At 72.6% G+C, this 16,252-nt stretch carries 20 protein-coding genes; 4 read left to right on the forward strand and 16 right to left on the reverse strand.

Annotation, left to right across the window (positions count from 1 at the left end):
• Positions 1-38 precede the first annotated feature (38 nt).
• From AC1DDU_RS10645 to AC1DDU_RS10720, 16 genes are all read right to left on the reverse strand, one after another.
• Positions 39-1,199, reverse strand: a complete 1,161-nt coding sequence (locus AC1DDU_RS10645) for a flagellar hook protein FlgE (protein WP_477433861.1) — start codon at positions 1,197-1,199, stop codon at positions 39-41.
• Between the two features lie 21 nt (positions 1,200-1,220).
• The gene (locus AC1DDU_RS10650; RefSeq protein ID WP_477433863.1) at positions 1,221-1,640 is read right to left on the reverse strand and encodes a flagellar hook assembly protein FlgD; all 420 of its coding nucleotides are present in this window, start codon (positions 1,638-1,640) and stop codon (positions 1,221-1,223) included.
• Positions 1,641-1,652: 12 nt separating this feature from the next.
• Positions 1,653-2,915 carry a flagellar hook-length control protein FliK gene (locus tag AC1DDU_RS10655; protein WP_477433865.1) on the reverse strand — a complete coding sequence of 421 codons (1,263 nt, stop codon included), beginning with the start codon at positions 2,913-2,915 and terminating at the stop codon, positions 1,653-1,655.
• On the reverse strand, positions 2,912-3,334 hold the full coding sequence (locus AC1DDU_RS10660) for a flagellar export protein FliJ (RefSeq protein WP_477433867.1): 423 nt from the start codon (positions 3,332-3,334) through the stop codon (positions 2,912-2,914). The genes AC1DDU_RS10655 and AC1DDU_RS10660 overlap by 4 nt, the downstream gene beginning before the upstream one ends.
• Entirely contained in the window at positions 3,331-4,626 is a 1,296-nt protein-coding gene (locus tag AC1DDU_RS10665) for a FliI/YscN family ATPase (RefSeq protein WP_477433869.1), read from the reverse strand. Before AC1DDU_RS10665 ends, AC1DDU_RS10660 begins: the two co-directional genes overlap by 4 nt.
• Positions 4,623-5,225: a FliH/SctL family protein gene (locus AC1DDU_RS10670; protein ID WP_477433871.1), complete on the reverse strand. Its 603-nt coding sequence runs from the start codon at positions 5,223-5,225 to the stop codon at positions 4,623-4,625. The genes AC1DDU_RS10665 and AC1DDU_RS10670 overlap by 4 nt, the downstream gene beginning before the upstream one ends.
• Complete coding sequence (gene fliG / locus AC1DDU_RS10675) at positions 5,215-6,216, reverse strand: flagellar motor switch protein FliG (protein WP_477433873.1); 1,002 nt, start codon at positions 6,214-6,216, stop codon at positions 5,215-5,217. The genes AC1DDU_RS10670 and fliG overlap by 11 nt, the downstream gene beginning before the upstream one ends.
• Positions 6,213-7,859, reverse strand: coding sequence for a flagellar basal-body MS-ring/collar protein FliF (fliF, locus tag AC1DDU_RS10680; protein WP_477433875.1), 1,647 nt, complete (start codon positions 7,857-7,859; stop codon positions 6,213-6,215). Before fliF ends, fliG begins: the two co-directional genes overlap by 4 nt.
• A complete protein-coding gene (gene fliE, locus AC1DDU_RS10685) occupies positions 7,859-8,161 on the reverse strand; it encodes a flagellar hook-basal body complex protein FliE (protein WP_477433877.1) in 303 nt (100 codons plus the stop codon). The genes fliF and fliE overlap by 1 nt, the downstream gene beginning before the upstream one ends.
• A complete protein-coding gene (locus AC1DDU_RS10690; protein ID WP_477433879.1) occupies positions 8,161-8,553 on the reverse strand; it encodes a flagellar basal body rod protein FlgC in 393 nt (130 codons plus the stop codon). The genes fliE and AC1DDU_RS10690 overlap by 1 nt, the downstream gene beginning before the upstream one ends.
• Positions 8,550-8,894 carry a flagellar basal body rod protein FlgB gene (locus AC1DDU_RS10695; RefSeq protein WP_477433881.1) on the reverse strand — a complete coding sequence of 115 codons (345 nt, stop codon included), beginning with the start codon at positions 8,892-8,894 and terminating at the stop codon, positions 8,550-8,552. Before AC1DDU_RS10695 ends, AC1DDU_RS10690 begins: the two co-directional genes overlap by 4 nt.
• A gap of 106 nt (positions 8,895-9,000) precedes the next feature.
• Positions 9,001-9,276: a hypothetical protein gene (locus tag AC1DDU_RS10700; RefSeq protein ID WP_477433883.1), complete on the reverse strand. Its 276-nt coding sequence runs from the start codon at positions 9,274-9,276 to the stop codon at positions 9,001-9,003.
• Positions 9,273-9,665: a flagellar export chaperone FliS gene (gene fliS / locus AC1DDU_RS10705; protein ID WP_477433885.1), complete on the reverse strand. Its 393-nt coding sequence runs from the start codon at positions 9,663-9,665 to the stop codon at positions 9,273-9,275. The genes AC1DDU_RS10700 and fliS overlap by 4 nt, the downstream gene beginning before the upstream one ends.
• A complete protein-coding gene (fliD, locus tag AC1DDU_RS10710) occupies positions 9,662-11,044 on the reverse strand; it encodes a flagellar filament capping protein FliD (protein ID WP_477433887.1) in 1,383 nt (460 codons plus the stop codon). Before fliD ends, fliS begins: the two co-directional genes overlap by 4 nt.
• Before the next feature lie 73 nt (positions 11,045-11,117).
• On the reverse strand, positions 11,118-11,942 hold the full coding sequence (locus tag AC1DDU_RS10715; protein ID WP_477433889.1) for a flagellin N-terminal helical domain-containing protein: 825 nt from the start codon (positions 11,940-11,942) through the stop codon (positions 11,118-11,120).
• Positions 11,943-12,044: 102 nt separating this feature from the next.
• The gene (locus tag AC1DDU_RS10720) at positions 12,045-12,851 is read right to left on the reverse strand and encodes a sigma-70 family RNA polymerase sigma factor (RefSeq protein ID WP_477433891.1); all 807 of its coding nucleotides are present in this window, start codon (positions 12,849-12,851) and stop codon (positions 12,045-12,047) included.
• A gap of 218 nt (positions 12,852-13,069) precedes the next feature.
• Between AC1DDU_RS10720 and AC1DDU_RS10725 the strand changes: the two genes are divergently transcribed.
• Genes AC1DDU_RS10725 through fliW form a run of 4 tightly spaced genes read left to right on the forward strand, consistent with a single transcriptional unit; the run spans position 13,070 to position 16,241 of the window.
• Complete coding sequence (locus AC1DDU_RS10725; RefSeq protein ID WP_477433893.1) at positions 13,070-13,552, forward strand: flagellar protein FlgN; 483 nt, start codon at positions 13,070-13,072, stop codon at positions 13,550-13,552.
• Positions 13,553-13,565: 13 nt separating this feature from the next.
• Positions 13,566-14,975, forward strand: coding sequence for a flagellar hook-associated protein FlgK (flgK, locus tag AC1DDU_RS10730; protein ID WP_477433895.1), 1,410 nt, complete (start codon positions 13,566-13,568; stop codon positions 14,973-14,975).
• Positions 14,976-14,988: 13 nt separating this feature from the next.
• Positions 14,989-15,873, forward strand: a complete 885-nt coding sequence (locus tag AC1DDU_RS10735) for a flagellin N-terminal helical domain-containing protein (RefSeq protein WP_477433897.1) — start codon at positions 14,989-14,991, stop codon at positions 15,871-15,873.
• Positions 15,870-16,241, forward strand: a complete 372-nt coding sequence (fliW, locus tag AC1DDU_RS10740) for a flagellar assembly protein FliW (protein ID WP_477433899.1) — start codon at positions 15,870-15,872, stop codon at positions 16,239-16,241. The genes AC1DDU_RS10735 and fliW overlap by 4 nt, the downstream gene beginning before the upstream one ends.
• Positions 16,242-16,252: the final 11 nt, after the last annotated feature.

Consider the following 16,252-nt stretch of genomic DNA (forward strand, 5'->3'; position numbering starts at 1 on the left):
ACCGCGTCCCGTTAGGAGCGGCCGGATGCCGAGAGCGCTCAGCGCTTGAGGTTGGTCAGCTCCTGGAGCACCTCGTCGCTGGTGGTGATGATGCGGGCGTTGGCCTGGAAGCCGCGCTGCGCGACGATCAGGTTGGTGAACTCCTGCGACAGGTCGACGTTGGACATCTCGAGGGATCCGCTGATGATGTCGCCCATGCCGTCGGCCCCGGCGGTCCCGATCGTGGGCTGGCCGGAGTTGACGCTGGGGCGGTACTGCGACGAGCCCGCCTTCTCGAGGCCGCCCGGGTTGAGGAATCCGGCCAGCGCGACGCGCGCGAGCACCGCCGACTCGCCGTTGGTGAAGGTCCCGATGAGGCTGCCGTCGTCGGACAGCGCGTAGGAGCTGAGCGACCCGGCCGGCTTGCCGTTCTGCCCCGTGATGGCGACCGTGCTGACGTCGGCGTAGCCGGTCACGGCCGACAGATCGACCGTGATGCCGCCGGAGACCAGTGAGGATGCCCCCGGCTGGCGCCCGTTGGTGAACGTGAGGGACGTCGTCCCGCCGGCGCCGTCGGCCACGTCCCAGCCGGTGGCCGTGCGCGTGAACGTCAGCCGCAGCATGGATGACTCGCCCTCGGCGTCGTAGACCTTCACATCGCGCACCAGCTGCTCGCCGACCGCGGTGCCCGAAGGCAGGTTCCCGGTGACGCGCGCCGTGGTCGTCGCCGTCGCCGGCACGGTGGCGCTGACGGGGAGGACGATGTCGCCCAGCCCCTGGCCCGGGGTGATGACGCCGTTCTGGGCGGTCCAGCCCTGCACCAGCGCACCGTCCGCGGTGACCAGGCGCCCGCTCGTGTCGAAGGAGAACCCGCCGTTGCGGGTGTAGAGGGTCTCGGCACCGGATCGCACGATGAAGAAGCCGTCGCCCGCGATCATGAGGTCGGTCGGGACGCCGGTGGACTGCGGGGCACCCTGCGCGAAGTTCGTGCTGACGCCGGCGACCTGCACGCCGAGTCCCACCTGGGCGGGGTTGGAGCCGCCGGTGTTCTGCTGCGGCAGCCGCGAGTTGCGGACGAGCTGCGACAGCGAGTCCTGGAACTGGGCCGCCGAGGCCTTGAAGCCGGTCGTGTTGACGTTGGCGATGTTGTTGCCGGTGACATCGAGCATCGTCTGGTGCGAGCGCAGGCCTGAGATGCCGGCGTACAGGGAACGGAGCATGATCGTGCCTTTCTGGAGGGGTCAGGAGGAGACGGAGAGGCCGGAGACGGCGTCGAGCGGGATGGAGGCGTCGCCGATCTTGACGATCGGGACGGCGCCGGTGAACGAGACGGAGGTGACGACCCCGGTGTGCGTCACGCCGTCGGGGTCGATGTACTGGGCTTCGCGTCCGATGAGCGCGGCGGCGGTCTGCCGCATGCTGAGCGCGAAGTTCTCCGTCGAGGTGGTGGCCAGGGCCGTGAGCTGCTCCATCGAGGCCAGCTGCGTGGTCTGGGCGAGCATCTCGTTGGTGTTCATCGGCGAGCTCGGGTCCTGGTTCGACAGCTGCGCGACGAGCAGCTTCAGGAACACCTCGGAATCCAGCGCGGTCTTGCGCTCGGTCGGGGTGGTGGTGCTGCCGGTCTGCAGTCCGGTGGCGGCGAGAGGAGCGACGGCGGTCATGATTCTCCTGGTTCAGGCGTAGACGTCGATGCCGTCGGCGGGCGGCGTCGTCGGCGGTTCGGGGAGGGGGACGGGCGCCGGCCGGGCGGTCGGATGCTGCCGGCCGTCGCTTCCGCGATCTGACGGCGTCGCATGGCCGCCGGGCGTCTGGGAGTGGGTGGAGCTCGAGGAGCCCGGCGCGGTGTCCTGGGTGGCGACGGCGAGCGACGCGTGCGGGGCGGCCGAGGCCAGATCGCGACGGAGATCGGCCAGGACCGCGCGCAGCGCCTCGCGCCCGATGTCGGACGGGGCGTGGAGCTCGATGTGGATCGACCCGGCGGCGATGCGGGCGCGCACCGTCACGGGGCCCAGGTTCTCGGGGGCGACCGTGAGGGTGATCCGGTGCTCGCCGTCCGTCGACCGCGCGAGCGCGACGACGGGATCGGACAGCTGCTGCCGCAGCGGCGGGGCCCCCGCGGGCGTTCCGCGTTCGGCCGGAGCGGCCGCCGCGACCGTGGCCGCCGAGACCGGCGTGAGGGGCGCCGGAGCGGCGAGGCCGGGCGGCGCGGACGTCGAGGGAGCGCCCGCGGGTGCGGCCGGAGGGCCGGCCGGGGGACCGTCGGATGCCGCGTCCCGCGTCGCGTCGCCGACCGCGTCCGGCGGGGAGACGGCGGGTGCCGTCGCTGCGGGCACGCCCGCGACGCCTGCCGCGCGAGGAGAGGGGACGGTGTCGACGGATGCCGCTGCCGCGGACCTCGCCGGCGTCGGCGCGTCCTGCCGTGCCACGGCGGCGGTGCTCGACGGGGCGGGCGGTGCGGCATCCGCCTTCGCCTCCGCTCCCGACGCGACAGCGGTGGCTGCCGGGTGCTCGGGGATCGCAGGCGCGCCGGCGGCGCCGAGGCGGGACGGCGTCACGGCGGCATCCGACGGTGCGGGTGCGGGAACGCCCGTCACGGCGGTCGCTTCCGTCGACTCCGTCGCCGGCGCGGTCGGCGTCGTCAGAGCCGCGGGCGGCGCCGCCATGGCGAGGGCCCCCGCCGCGGCGCTGTCGGGGAGCGGAGAGGGCGCGGCGCCGGGCAGCAGCGCGGCGGCCGCCGTCGTCGCATCCTCTTCGGGCACGGCGGCATCCGTCTTCGTGTCCTCCGGCTGGGGCGCGGCCACGCCGTCGGCCGAGGTCTGCACCTGCGTGACCGCGGCGGCGAACGCGAGCGCGGTCGCCGGCGATGCCGCCCGCCCGCGGGGCGCGTTGGCGGGGGCTGCCGGGTCGAGGCCTTCGACGATGCCCATGAGCGTCATGGTCGTCCCCCTTCTGCGGTGCGTGCGGCGATCTCGTCCAGCTCGGCCTGCTCCGCCTTCGCCTCCGTCGCGCGTTCGCGCACGGCGTGCGCCTCGGCGAGGCGTTCGATGCCGCGCATCTCCCGGCGGGCGTCCTCGTGGTCGCCGCGGGCATCGCTGAGGGCCGCCTGCTGCAGTTCGGCGATCGATCCGAGGTCGGCGAGCAGCGATCGGGCCGCCACACGCGCGGCGGCGAGTGCGGCGAGCGAGCGGACGTCGGCGGCATCCGACCCGCTCGCGGACAGCGCCGCGCGCAGATGCCGATCCCGCGCGGCCGTCTGATCCGCCTCGATGGCGGCCCGCGAGAGGCGCTGGGCCGCCGCCCGCTCCTGGATCGTGCGCACCCGCAGCAGGCCGGAGAGCGAGAAGCCGCGGGTCATATCGCACCTCCGAAGGCCGAGACGAGGTCGTCCAGGCGCCGCCACGACTCGTCGGCCGTGGCGGCCTCGTCCAGCGACTGGGTGAGGAACGCCGAGATCGCGTGCTCGTTCGCGATCGCCGCATCCACGCGGGCGTTGGCGCCGGCCTGGTAGGCCCCGATGTCGACGAGGTCGCGCGCGCCGTGCCGCGCGGCGAGCACGGCGCGCAGGCTCGAGGCCAGCCGGCGCTGCGGAGCGCTCGTGATCTTGCCGGCCACGCGCGACACCGACGCCAGCACGTCGATCGCGGGGTGGTGGCCCGAGTGGGCGAGCGTGCGGTCCAGGACGATGTGACCGTCCAGGATCGAGCGCACCGCGTCGGCGACGGGCTCGTTGTGGTCGTCGCCGTCGACGAGCACGGTGTAGATGCCGGTGACGGAGCCGCCGCGGTCGGTGCCGGCGCGTTCGAGGAGTCCGGCCAGGAGCGAGAACGTCGACGGCGGGTACCCCCGTGTCGCGGGGGGCTCTCCCGCCGACAGCCCGATCTCGCGCTGCGCCATCGCCACCCGGGTCAGCGAGTCCATCATCAGCACGGCATGGGATCCGGCGTCGCGGAACGCCTCCGCGATGCGGGTCGCCGTGAACGCCGCGCGCAGGCGCGCCATCGCGGGCTGGTCCGACGTCGACACGACGACGACCGAGCGCGCGAGCCCCTCGGGTCCGAGATCGTCCTCGATGAACTCGCGCACCTCACGCGCACGCTCGCCGACCAGCGCGATCACGCTGACCTCGGCCGCCGTCCCGCGCGCGACCATCGACAGCAGCGAGGACTTGCCCACGCCGGATCCGGCGAACAGGCCGACCCGCTGCCCGCGCCCGATGGGGACGAGCGTGTCGATCGTGCGGACGCCCGACGGCATCGGGACGGCGATGCGGTCGCGGCCCATGATCGGCGGCGGCTCGTGGTCGAGGGTGACGCGGGGCGCGTCGATAGGGCCCTTGCCGTCGATCGGCTCGCCGAGTCCGTCGAGCACGCGACCGAGCAGCGCCGGGCCCACCGGCACGCGCAGCCGCGCGCCGAGCGTGCGTGCCTCGCTTCCCACCGTGAGCCCCGGCGCGGGGGCCAGGGGCATGCACCGCAGCCCGTCGTGACCGGTCGCCACGACCTCCGCGCGGACGCCGTCGCCGATGACGACGATGTCGCCGACCGCGCTGGTGAGGCCGCGGATGCCGACACTGAGGCCCTGCACCTGCGAGACCCGCCCGACGCGCTCCGGCCGTGCGGCATCCCGTACCGCGGCCCACCGGGTCACGATCCGGCCTCCAGCGCACGTCGTGCCCGCTCGAGCGCGGCGCGGATGCGCGCATCGACGAGGCCGTCCTCGAGCGTCACGATCGCGTCGCCGCGCGAGAGGGACTCGTCGGCGGTGAAGGCCAGGTCGACCGGGCACGTGCCCGCGCCCTCGAGCACGCGCAGATCGTCGGGATGCAGGCGCACCTCCCGCACGTCCTCGCCGTCGGCCGCCGCCACCGCGCGGCGGAGTGCCGCGGACGCGGATGCCTCGCCCTCGGCCAGTTCCGCCGACAGGATCAGCTCCGCCAGTTCGACGGCGTGCGCGAAGACCTGGGTCTGCGTGGCCGCGGTCAGCGCCGCGGCCCGACGCTGCAGTGCGTCGGTCGCGGTGCGCAGCGCCCGGACGGCGGCCTCGACGGCCCGCGCCTGCTCGGCCTCGCGTGCCGCGCGGTCGGCGTCGGCCCGCGCCTGCGCCGCGGCGGCCGCCGCGGTGGCCACGCGGTACCCCTCGGCGTGACCGTCGGCGTACCCGCGCACCCTCTCGCGCTCCCGCTCGGCCTGCGCCGACGACGGCAGCAGGCGCGGAAAGCTCGCGGGTGCGAAGGCGTCAGTAGACATACTCGTCCTCGTCGGAGCGCTGCACGGTGATGTCGCCGGCCGCCTCGAGCGCGCGGATCGTCCGGACGATCTCGGCGCGCGCCTCCTCCACCTGCGACATGCGGGCGGGGCCGAGGGCCTGCGACTCCTCGTCGAGGTTCTCGCGGTTGCGCTCCGAGACGTTGCGGCGGATGACGTCGGCGATCGCCTGGTTCGCGCCCTTGAGTGCGAGCGCGAGGGAACGGATGTCGGTGCCCCGTAGCACCCGCTGGGCGTCACGGTCCTCGAGCTTGACGATGTCGTTGAACGTGAACATGCGCGAGCGGATGTCCTCCGCCAATGCGCTGTCGCGGGCCTCGATGCTCTCCAGGAGCGCCTTCTCGATCCCGGCGTCGGAGCGGTTGATGATCTCGACGAGCGGCTCGACGCCGCCGAGCGTCTCGGGCGCCTTGCGCGAGGCGAACACGCCGGTCCGCGCGCGCAGCGCGTCGGCGACGATCGAGATCGCCTCCTGGGTCGCCGTGCCCATCGTGGCGATCGCCTGCGCGACGTCGGTGCGAGCGGTGTCCGGCAGCTCGGCCAGGACCGCCGCCGCGTGATCGGGAGGGAGGTGGGCGAGCACCAGCGCGACGGTCTGCGGCAGCTCGCCGTCCAGGAGCGTCGCCAGCTGCTCGGGCTCGGCGTCGGCGAGGAACTCGAACGACGGGTTGGACCCGCTGCTGGCCCGTCCCAGCACGGCGGAGGCGCGCTCGGCACCGAGCGAGGCTTCGAGCAGTCCGGCGGCGACGTCGCGGCCGCCGCGTGCCGGAGGAAGCTGCCCGGCCACGATCCGCTGGAACGCGCCGAGCGCGCCGGCCGTGGTGGCGGCATCCAGCTCCTGCAGACCGATGATCTCGGCCGCGACGGCCTCGGCCTCGGCCTCGGAGAGGTGCCGCATCACCTCGACCGCCTGGGCGCGGTCGAGGTTCATCAGTACGACGGCGGCGGTCTGCCGGCTCGTCAGGACGTTCATACGCGCTGCCCTACGTCGATGAGCCCGCTCAGCAGCTCGGCGGTGCGCCGGGGATCGGCACGCGTGAGGGCGTCCAGCTCGGCCCGGCGGCGCTGCAGGCTGATCTGGGCGGGCTCGGGGTCGGGCTCGGGCTCCAGGCCAAGCGGCGCCGCAGGCTCCGGCTCGGGCGCGTCGATCGACAGCGGCACGGTCGGCGCCGCCGCGGTCAGCGCGGCCGTCTCGGCGGCGGCGGTGAGCGCCGACAGCGGCGGCGGACGCTCGCCGAACAGCCGGTCGAACTCCGCAGCCGGGCTCGAGCGCCGGCGCGCGCGGATGATGAGGGCGACGACGCCGACCATGAGCGGCACGGCGACCGCCGCCGCGATGACCGCGGCCCGCAGCAGCGCGCCCAGCCGGTCGGCATCCGCGGCATCCTTCGCCGCCTGCAGTGCCGCCTGGGCGGCCTCGGCATCCGTCGCCCCGAACTGGACGAGCTCGACGGCGACGACGTCGCCGCGGGTGTCGTCGATCCCGGCGGCCGCGTTGATGAGCTCCGTGAGCTTGCCGACGCCCACCGTGCTGCCGGCGTCGGCGTCCACGGCCACCGAGACCGACTGCCGGGTGAGCGAGCCCGCCGGGGTCGTCGTGGTCTCCACGGTCTTGTTCACGGGGTTGTTGCGCGTCTGCTCCGTGGACTCGTACGTCGACCCGTCCTCACCCTCAGGGACGGCGATGTTGTCGGGGCCGAGCACCCCGGCGTCGCCGCCGCTGCCGGTGCGGGTCTCGGTGCGGGTCTGCTCCGACACCGGCGGGGCGCCGTCGGACGGCGTGTAGGTCTCGTCGAGCCGCTCGCTGACAGAGCGGTCGATCTCGGCGACCACGGTGACCGTCGAGTTGCCGGTGCCGACCACGGAGTCGAGCATCTGCTGCACGCTGGTGGTGACGCGGGCCTCGTAATCGCTCGCCTGCCGATCGGCGCCGCCGGCGACGTCCATGCCGGCGGCCGAGAGCGTGTGCCCCGCCTGATCGACGACCGTGACGTCGGTCGGCTCCATGCCGCTGACCGACGCGGAGGTCAGGTGCACGATGGCCTCCACCTGCGTCGGCGACAGCGTCGTGCCGTTGCGGGTCTCGACGAACACCGACGCCGTGGGGGCGACCTTCTCGGCGACGAAGACGCTCTCCTCGGGGATCGCCAGCTGCACCGAGGCGGCGGTCACCCCCTCCAGCGAGGAGATCGTCGCCGCCAGCTCGCCCTCGATGGCGCGCTTGTACGTGACGGACTGCTGGAACTCGGATGTCGTCACGCCCATGTCGTCCAGGAGCGAGTAGCCATCGGAGCCTTCGCTGGGAAGACCGGATGCCGCCGCCGCGAGCCGCTGGTCGTACACCTGCTCTTCGGGCACCAGCACGGTCGCACCGCCGTCGGCGAGCTCGTACGGCACGGAGGCCGACCGCAGCTGCTCCACCACGGCGTTGGCGTCTGCGGCGCTGAGCCCGGAGAACAGCGGGGTGTAGGTGGGCCGGGACAGCCAGCTGGACAGCGCGATGATCCCGAGCACGACGCCGGCCACGCCGATGATGGCGATCGTGCGCTGGGCCAGGGAGAACCCCGCGATGACGTCCCTGACCCGCTGGAACGCCCGGGCGACCGGCTGCGGCATCAGGCCTGCATCCTCATGATCTCGTTGAAGGCGTCGACGCCCTTGTTGCGCACGGCGGCGACGAGTTCGAGGGTGACCGCCGCGCGCGTGGACGCGATCATCGCCGAGTGGATGTCGTTGAGGTCGCCGGTGACGGCGGCGACGCCGAGCGTCTCGGACTGCGACTGCACGGCGCGCAGGTCGTCGATCGCGCGGGCGATGCTGGTGGCGAACCCGGAGCCGTCGGATGCGGCCGCCGGCTGCGTGGGCGAGGTCTGTGCGAGGGCCGAGACGATCCCCTCGACGCGGGAGACGGCATCCATCAGCCGCGTCCGATCTGCAGCGCCGCCTCGTAGGCGTTGCGGGCGCGGTCGACGACGCCGGCGCTGGCCTGATAGCCGCGCTGGGCGAGGATGAGCTGGCTCATCTGCGAGCCGAAGTCGATGTCGGGCAGGCGCACATAGCCGTTCTCGTCGGCGAGCGGGTGGTCGGGCTGGTGCACGAGCCGGCCCTGCGCGTCGCCGAGCGCGGTGCCGGCGACGTACACGCCGGGCGAGTTCTGGCCGGTCTGCACGAGCACGTACCGCTCCCGGAACGCCTCGTCGCCCGGCGCCACCGCGGTGTTGATGTTGGCGATGTTGTCGCTGAGCGCGTCGAGCCACTTGCGGTGCACGGTCAGCCCGGTGCCGGCGATGCCGATGGCGTCGAAGGTCATGACGTGGTCCTCATCGCGGTGCGCACCGAGGAGAACGAGCCGTTCACGGCCTGCGATGCGAACTGGTACCGCAGCACGGTGTCGATGCTGGAGAGCGTCTCGGTGTCGAGGTTGACGTTGTTGCCGTCCAGGCGCGTCGGCTCGAGGGACTCCGCGACGCTCGGCGACACCCTGCCGTCGCCGGAGCGGACCGCGGCGGCCAGCGCCTCTTCGAAGGCGACGCGCTTGGCGTGATAGCCCGGGGTGTTGATGTTGGCGATGTTGTCGGCGATGGCCCGCTGGCGCAGTGAGAGGCCGTCGAGCGCGCTCGTCAGCGCGGAGATGCTCACAGAGTCGAACACGAACCCGTTTCCCGTCGATGGGCGGTGGCCGATCCCTGGCCGCTGCGTCGAGCGATCCCTGCTCGACATGCACTATCGGCGGTGCGTCCGGGTTCGTTAGGCGAGCTCACGCATCGACGTCGAGATACACCGGGGCGTCGGTTCTGGCCGCCGGCACCTGCCGGAGAGCGGTCAGCTGCTCCTGGACGCCGTCGAGCTCGTCCCGGATGCGGCGCATGCGCTCCTGCTGCCGGCGCAGCACGTCTTCCGCGCGTGCGGCGAGCTCCGCCGGCAGCGGTGCCGTGGGCAGCTGCCACGGGCCGAGGACCGGTTCCGTCCCGTCGAGGTCGCGCTCGAAGCGGTCCAGCAGCGCCGTCCACTCGGCCGTCGCGGCATCCGTCACGAGGTCGCTCCGGACAGGGTGTCGGCGGCCGCGTGCCACGCGTCCCGCAGCGGTGCCACGAGGTCGCGGCACGCGCGGGTGAGCTCGGCGTCGCGGCCGACGTTGGCGTCGATCAGCGTGCGGGAGAGGAACGCGTACAGCCCCCGCAGTCCCGCGCTGCCGTCCCACGTGTCCTTGAGGGACGACGACAGCTCGGCGACGATCGACTGGGCGTGCAGCAGCTGCGCGGATGCCTCCTGCCAGTCGCCCGCGCGCTGGGCGGCCTCGCCGCGCTCGATGTCCAGGAGCAGGCGGTCGTAGAGCATCGTGAGCAGGCGCTCGGGCGGCGCCGAGAGCACGGCATCGTCGCGGTAGCGCTGCTGCGCCCGCAGGGCGGCGCCGGTGCTCACGACTTCGATCCCGACCCGGAGCCGCGCAGGCTGTCCAGCTGCGAGGCGAGGTAGGACGACTGCGCCTGCATCTGCGACATCATCGTCTCCAGCCGCGCGTAGGTGCGCTCGAGCGTCGCCTTGCGCTGCTCGAGGCGGACGTCCCAGCGCACGATCTGGTCGCCGAGCGCTTTGACCTCGTCCTGCTGGCCGGTGATCCGGGCGGTGAGCAGGCCGTCGTATCGGTCGGAGTACGCCGTGGCCGTCTCCTCCACCCGCGCGGCGACGCCTGCCAGCATCGACGTCACCCGGTCGGGGTCGGCGGCCACGGCCTCGCCGAACTTCTTCTCGTCGAAGGCGAGGACGCCGTACCGGTCGATCGAGATGCCGATGCTCGACGGGGAGACCCCGCCGATGGGATGCTGCACCGCGTCGCCGAGCGCCTGGCGCAGGGCGCGCACGGTGCTGTCGCCGGTGAACACGCCGAGCTTCGTGGTGCCGCCGGCGTCGGTGGCGACCGTCGCGGTGGAGCCCTTCGCGATCCGCGCCAGGATCGATGCGATGCCGTCGATGAACTCGCCGGCCGCCTTGGTGCGTCCTTCGGTGTCGGCCCCGACGGTGATCTGCACCGGCGTCGCCGACGCCTTCGAGACGGAGACGTCCACCCCGGGGAACAGCCCCGTGAAGGTGTTCGTCGCCGAGGTCACGACCTGCTCCGCAGGTGTTCCGGCCCACAGCCGGACCTGCGCGTCCGTCCCGGTGGACGTGACGGCGGCGCCGGGCTGCGTCGACAGGTCGGTGGCGGTGCCGGCCTGGACGGCGGAGACGTCGCCGCGGTACACCCGGAAGGCGCCGGCCGCGCCGGTGTCGGTCGCCGTGAGCTGCAGCCGGTACTGCGCCACGCCCGCCACGGTCACCGGGACGGCCGTCGCGGTGATGCCGAGGTCGGCGTCGGTGAGGGCGCGTGCGACGTCGCGGGCGGATGCCGATGCCGCGGTGATCTGCACGCGTTCGCCCGCGGCGTTCTCGACCGTCAGCACGGGCGGATCGTCGGGCCACGACGTGAACGGCGCGGTGACGACCGCGTGGGCCTGCGCGAGGCGGTCGACGACGACCTCCGTCGACAGCGGCGCGGCACCCGTGCCGACCTTGACGGTGACGGCGTCGGAGGACGCTCGGCCGGTGAACAGCGCGACGGCGTCCGGCTTGGTGAACTTCCCGGCGCGGGTCGCGAGGTCCTGGATCGAGGTGTTGAGGGTCTGCAGCTGGCTGATGACGGTGTTCTTGTCGTCCATCTTGGCGCGCAGCAGCGACCGCGGAATGGCCTGCACATCCATGAGGGCCTTGATCATCTCGGTGGTCTTCAGACCGGAGACGAGACCGTCGATCGAGAATCCCATGGGCGCCTTTCCGGGTTCGAGGAGGGACGATCCGGGTGGGGAGCCGACGGCTCCCCACCCGGATCAGACGGGCTCAGCGCAGGAGCTGGAGCACGCCCTGGTTGGCCTGGTTGGCCTGGGCCAGCATGGCCGTGCCCGCCTGCGACAGGATGTTCGCCGACGTGAACTTGACCATCTCCGACGCCATGTCGGTGTCGCGGATGCGACTCTCGGCCGCCGCCAGGTTCTCCGCCGAGACGTTCAGGCTGTTGATGGTCGACTCGAAGCGGTTCTGGAGCGCACCGTAGCCGGCACGCGCCGTCGAGACCGACTTGATCTGAGTGTCGACCGCCGCGAGCGTGGTCAGCGCGTTGGCCGCCGTGTCGACCGTGAGCCCCTTGACGGTGGCGCCCAGGCCCGCGAAGTCGGTCAGCGCGATCGAGATCTGGTCCTCAGCCGCGACCGCGCCGGCACCGACCTGGAACGTCAGCGTGTTGCCGCCCGAGAGCAGCTTGATGCCGTTGAAGTTCGTGCTGGCCGCGACGCGCGTGAGCTCGTCGCCGAGGGCGTCGATCTCGGTCTTGATCGCGGCGCGCGAGTCGGCGTTGTTCGAGTCGCTGCCGGCCTGGACCGCGAGGTCGCGGACACGCTGCAGGATCGAGTGGACCTCGGTCAGGGCGCCTTCCGCGGTCTGGATGACCGAGATGCCGTCCTGGGCGTTGCGGGACGCGACGTTCAGGCCGTTGACCTGCGAGCGCAGGCCCTCGGAGATCGCCAGACCCGCGGCGTCATCCGCCGCACGGTTGATGCGCAGACCGCTCGAGAGCTTCTCGAGCGACTTCGACAGGTCGTTCTGCGTGTTCGAGAGGTTGCGGTAGGCGTTGAGCGCCGACACGTTGGTGTTGATCTGCATACCCATGGGTTCTCCTCCGTGACTGGGTCGAGCTGGAGCCCTTCCGTGGGCTCCGATGACACCTATCGGCGGAGTCGGGGGATGCGTTAGCCGCGCCGGCGAGGACGGCTAGGCGATCGCGGGCACGTGGTCGGGCACCGCATCGGTCCGCCCGGCGCGCAGCGCCTGCGCGATGCGCTCGAAGAAGGCTTCGCGGGCGCTTGGGGACACGCGGGAGGCGGGGGCGGGAGGCGTCGCCTCCCCGAAGTACAGCTCCAGGGCGTCGCGCAGCAGACGCACCGCCTCCGAGCGATGCTGCGACACCGCCGAGTGCGAGACCCCGAGCTCCTCGGCGATCTCCTTGACGGGCCTCTCGTCGAAGTACACCGCCTGGATGATCCGCCGCATGCGGTCGGGGAGGGCCACGATGGCGCACTCGAGCACCCGTCGGCGCTCGCGCAGCACGAGGGACTCCTCCGGCAGCAGCAGGTCGGCGGGCAGCTCGCTCGCGGTCGGCTCGTCCAGCGTCGTGACCGTGCGGTCGGCGTCGGCGAGGGCCTCGGCGACCGCGTCCTCGGCGATGCCCATGGCCGTGGCCAGCTCGGAGACGGTGGGCGTGCGGCCGAGTCCGGAGGTGAGCGTCTCGCGCACCGCCACGGTCTCCTTGATGCGCTTGCGGATGCCGCGGGACGCCCAGTCCATGGCGCGCATCTCGTCGGCGAACGCGCCGAGGATCCGCCGCCGGGCGTAGGCGCCGAAGGGCACGCCGAGCGTGGGGTCGAAGGCATCCGCCGCCATCACGAGCGCGAGGGCGCCGGCGGAGGCCAGCTCCTCCCGCGGGATGTGGGTCGCTCTGGCGTGGGTCTCGGAGGCGAGGTAGCCGACGAGGGGAAGGTTCTCTTCGATGAGTCGATTGCGCTCGGCGCTCGTCGGCATCTCGGAAACCTCTCTAAAGTCTGGACCGGACCGGACGACGGGCAGGAGGCGGGTTGTGGGCCTCCATCGATGCGACGAGCGTGTGGCTCACCGCAGTTTCTCATCAAACTCTCACATAACCCTCACACAATTCTCATGTAACCAGGTTCACGACGCGGCCGATAGTGTCTGCTGAACCGTCGGACGACGGACCACTCACTGGGCGAGATGGATCATTCATGGGATCAAACGAGCTTTCTATGCAGCTATGGCGCGAGCGCGAACTGCTGGAGATGCTGCTGTTCAAACTGGAGGAGGAACAGCTGCTCCTGGCGGCGGGCAGGTCGCGCTGGGTCCAGTTCGCCACGCGTGAGATCGAACAGGTGATCGAACGACTGCAGGTCTCGGGTATGGCGCGCGTCGTAGAGTCCGAGGCCGTCGCGGACGCCTGGGGAGCCCCCGAAGGGGCGACCCTTCGCGAGCTGATCGACCACGCGCCCGAAGGGCCGTGGCGAGACGTGTTCTCGGAGCATCTGCGCGCGCTCACGCAGCTCACGGCCGAGATCGGGCAGCTGCGCGACGCGAACGAGCAGCAGCTGCGGGTCGCGCTCCGGGCGACGCAGGAGACCGTCGCATCGCTCGGCATCGACACGGGCGCGTACACGAATCAGGGCGATCGGGCGCGAGACGACTCCGCCCGCATCGTCGACACGAACATGTGACCAGGAAGGCAGCATGTCGACATTCAGCGGGATCAGCACGGCCGCCTCGGCGCTGGCCGCCGCACGTCGGGGCATGGACGTCGTCGGGCAGAACATCGCGAACCAGAACACCGAGGGGTACACGCGCCAGCGCGTGACGACCCACGCGGTCGGACCGGTCGCGCAGCTCGGTCGCTTCAGCACCGGCGTCGCCGCCGGCAACGGCGTGGCCGTGACCGGCATCGCGCGCCTGGGCGACGCCGTGCTCGACGGACGAGTGCGCGAGACGGTCGCCGCGTCCGGATACTGGTCGACCCGGGCGCTGGCCGCCACCGCGGCCGAGAAGGCCCTGGCCGAGCCCACCGCCGACGGGCTGTCCGCTCGGCTGTCGAAGTTCTGGGCCGGGTGGCAGGATCTCGCGAACACGCCCGACTCGGGTGCGGCGCGCGCGGTCGTGCTCGAGTCCGGCAAGGAGCTCGCCCAGCACATCGCATCGGGTTATCGAGCGGTCGCCGGGCAGTGGACGGATGCGCGCGCCTCGGTCGATCGCACCGTGGAGCAGGTCAACGCCGCCGCCGATCAGATCGCCGCGCTCAACCGCGAGATCCGCGATGCGCTCGCCTCGGGCCGGTCCGCCAACGAGCTGATGGATCGACGTGGCGTGCTCGCGCAGGATGTCGCGCGCCTGTCCGGCGCCACCGCCGCGCTGGAGGCGGACGGCACGATGACCGTCCGGCTCGACGGCAACGCCCTCGTCGCCGGTGTCGATGCTCGCCGGCTCGTGGCGGCAGGGCCGACCTCGATCGAGGCGGCCGGCCGGGTCGCGATCTCGTGGGCGGACGCACCGGGCGTCGACGTCCCCGTGACGGCGGGCGAGCTGGGAGGCATGCTCTCCGTGCTCGCTCCGGCCGACGACGGCGGGATGCTCGCCGGGCTCGCCCGGACCTACGACTCCCTCGCGACGGCGATCGCAGGCAAGGTCAACGCGCAGCATCGGGCGGGCGCGACGGCCTCCGGTCTGCCCGGCGGCGACTTCTTCGCGCTCGATCCGGCGGGACCGGCGGCGCTCGGCCTGAGCGTGGCCATCGGCTCCGCGGCCGACCTGGCGCTGGCGGCGCCCGGTGCCGGGGCCAACGACGGGACCAACGCCGACGCCCTCTCGCAGCTCGGACGCGGCCCCGGGTCGCCGGACGCACTGTGGACCGATCGCGTGATGAGCTTCGGCGTCGCCACGGCAGGAGACGTGCAGCGCGCTCGGCTGTCCGAGAAGACGACGGCCACGGCGATCGCCGCGCAGCAGTCGGTCGCCGCCGTCGACGGCGACGAGGAGACGATCAGCCTGATGACGTACCAGACCGCGTACCAGGCCGCGGCCCGCGTGCTGACGGCCGTGGACGAGGCGCTGGACGTCGTGATCAACCGCATGGGCGTGGTCGGCCGATGAACGGAGGAGCATCATGATCTCGCGTGTGACAGCCCCCGGGATGACCCAGGCGGCGATGCGCCACCTGCAGGCCAACCTGTCCGAGCTCGCGCGGCTCCAGGAGCAGGCGACCTCGCAACGGGCGTTCTCCGTGCCGTCGGAGGACCCGGCCGCCGCAGCGACCGCCCTGGGCCTGCACGCCGAGCAGCGCCGCGTCGAACAGTACAGGCGCAACATCGACGACGGCCTGGCCTGGGTCACCACCATCGACAGCGCCATCACGGCATCGACGTCCCTGTTGGGGCGCGCCCGCGACCTGACGCTGCAGGGCTCCAACGACGGCGCGCTGGACGCGACCGCGAAGGAGGCCATCGCCGTCGAGCTCGAGGGCATCCGCGCCGAGCTGTTCGCCAAGGCGAACACGAGCCTGCTCGGGCGCACCGTCTTCGCCGGCACGTCGGATGCCGGTGCCGCCTTCGCGGCGGACTACAGCTTCAACGGCGCCACCGGTTCGGAGGTCGTACGGCGGCTGTCCGACAGCGCGACCGTGCGCGTCGACATGAACGGCGCGGAGGTGTTCGGTGAGGGCGCGGCATCCGTGTTCGCCCTCCTCGACAACGTCGTCGCCGATCTGCGTTCCGGGGTGAACACGGGGGCGCGACTGGGTGAGATCGACCAGAGGCTCACCACTATGCTCAGTGCGCAGGGCGCCGTGGGGGCGCGACAATCTCAGATCGAACGAGCGAGGGGGGCTCAGTTGGCGGATTCGGTATCACTCGAAGCGCGCCGCGCGGGGGTGGAGGACGTCGACTCGGTCGAGGTCCTGGTGCGGCTGCAGGCGCAGGAACTCGTGTACCGCTCGGCACTGGCGGTGACGGGGCGCGTGCTCCAGCCGTCGCTGCTGGAGTACCTGCGATGACGGCGCGGCTGACGTTCATCGCGCCGCCGCCCGGGCTCGCGCCGCACACGGAGTTCGCCCTCGACCCGGTCGACGGCGCCGAAGGGCTGTTCACCATGCGGGCCGTGGATGCGGGCGATCCGAGGCTGTACCTGGTCGATCCGGGCACCGTGGTGGACGGTTACGCACCGATCCTCTCCGACGCGCAGACCGCCGGGCTCGGGCTGACCACGCCCGACGAGGCCATGCTGCTGGCCGTCGCCCGGCCGACCGGCGCAGGCGTGACCGTCAATCTCCTGGCGCCCGTCGTGATCAACCGCACGACCGGGGCCGCGTCGCAGGTCATCCTCGAGGACCAGGACTACCCGCTGCGCGCCCCGCTGGGGTGACGGCGGTCCTC

It is taken from the genome of Microbacterium sp. 05T445 (assembly GCF_056395865.1).

Bases quoted from the DNA above. Each gene is read 5' to 3' on its own strand.
- AC1DDU_RS10645 (WP_477433861.1), bottom strand. From the start codon at position 1,199: ATGCTCCGTTCCCTGTACGCCGGCATCTCAGGCCTGCGCTCGCACCAG.
- AC1DDU_RS10650 (WP_477433863.1), bottom strand. From the start codon at position 1,640: ATGACCGCCGTCGCTCCTCTCGCCGCCACCGGACTGCAGACCGGCAGC.
- AC1DDU_RS10655 (WP_477433865.1), bottom strand. From the start codon at position 2,915: ATGACGCTCATGGGCATCGTCGAAGGCCTCGACCCGGCAGCCCCCGCC.
- AC1DDU_RS10660 (WP_477433867.1), bottom strand. From the start codon at position 3,334: ATGACCCGCGGCTTCTCGCTCTCCGGCCTGCTGCGGGTGCGCACGATC.
- AC1DDU_RS10670 (WP_477433871.1), bottom strand. From the start codon at position 5,225: ATGTCTACTGACGCCTTCGCACCCGCGAGCTTTCCGCGCCTGCTGCCG.
- fliG (WP_477433873.1), bottom strand. From the start codon at position 6,216: ATGAACGTCCTGACGAGCCGGCAGACCGCCGCCGTCGTACTGATGAAC.
- fliF (WP_477433875.1), bottom strand. From the start codon at position 7,859: ATGCCGCAGCCGGTCGCCCGGGCGTTCCAGCGGGTCAGGGACGTCATC.
- fliE (WP_477433877.1), bottom strand. From the start codon at position 8,161: ATGGATGCCGTCTCCCGCGTCGAGGGGATCGTCTCGGCCCTCGCACAG.
- AC1DDU_RS10690 (WP_477433879.1), bottom strand. From the start codon at position 8,553: ATGACCTTCGACGCCATCGGCATCGCCGGCACCGGGCTGACCGTGCAC.
- fliD (WP_477433887.1), bottom strand. From the start codon at position 11,044: ATGGGATTCTCGATCGACGGTCTCGTCTCCGGTCTGAAGACCACCGAG.
- AC1DDU_RS10715 (WP_477433889.1), bottom strand. From the start codon at position 11,942: ATGGGTATGCAGATCAACACCAACGTGTCGGCGCTCAACGCCTACCGC.
- AC1DDU_RS10720 (WP_477433891.1), bottom strand. From the start codon at position 12,851: ATGCCGACGAGCGCCGAGCGCAATCGACTCATCGAAGAGAACCTTCCC.
- AC1DDU_RS10725 (WP_477433893.1), top strand. From the start codon at position 13,070: ATGGGATCAAACGAGCTTTCTATGCAGCTATGGCGCGAGCGCGAACTG.
- flgK (WP_477433895.1), top strand. From the start codon at position 13,566: ATGTCGACATTCAGCGGGATCAGCACGGCCGCCTCGGCGCTGGCCGCC.
- AC1DDU_RS10735 (WP_477433897.1), top strand. From the start codon at position 14,989: ATGATCTCGCGTGTGACAGCCCCCGGGATGACCCAGGCGGCGATGCGC.
- fliW (WP_477433899.1), top strand. From the start codon at position 15,870: ATGACGGCGCGGCTGACGTTCATCGCGCCGCCGCCCGGGCTCGCGCCG.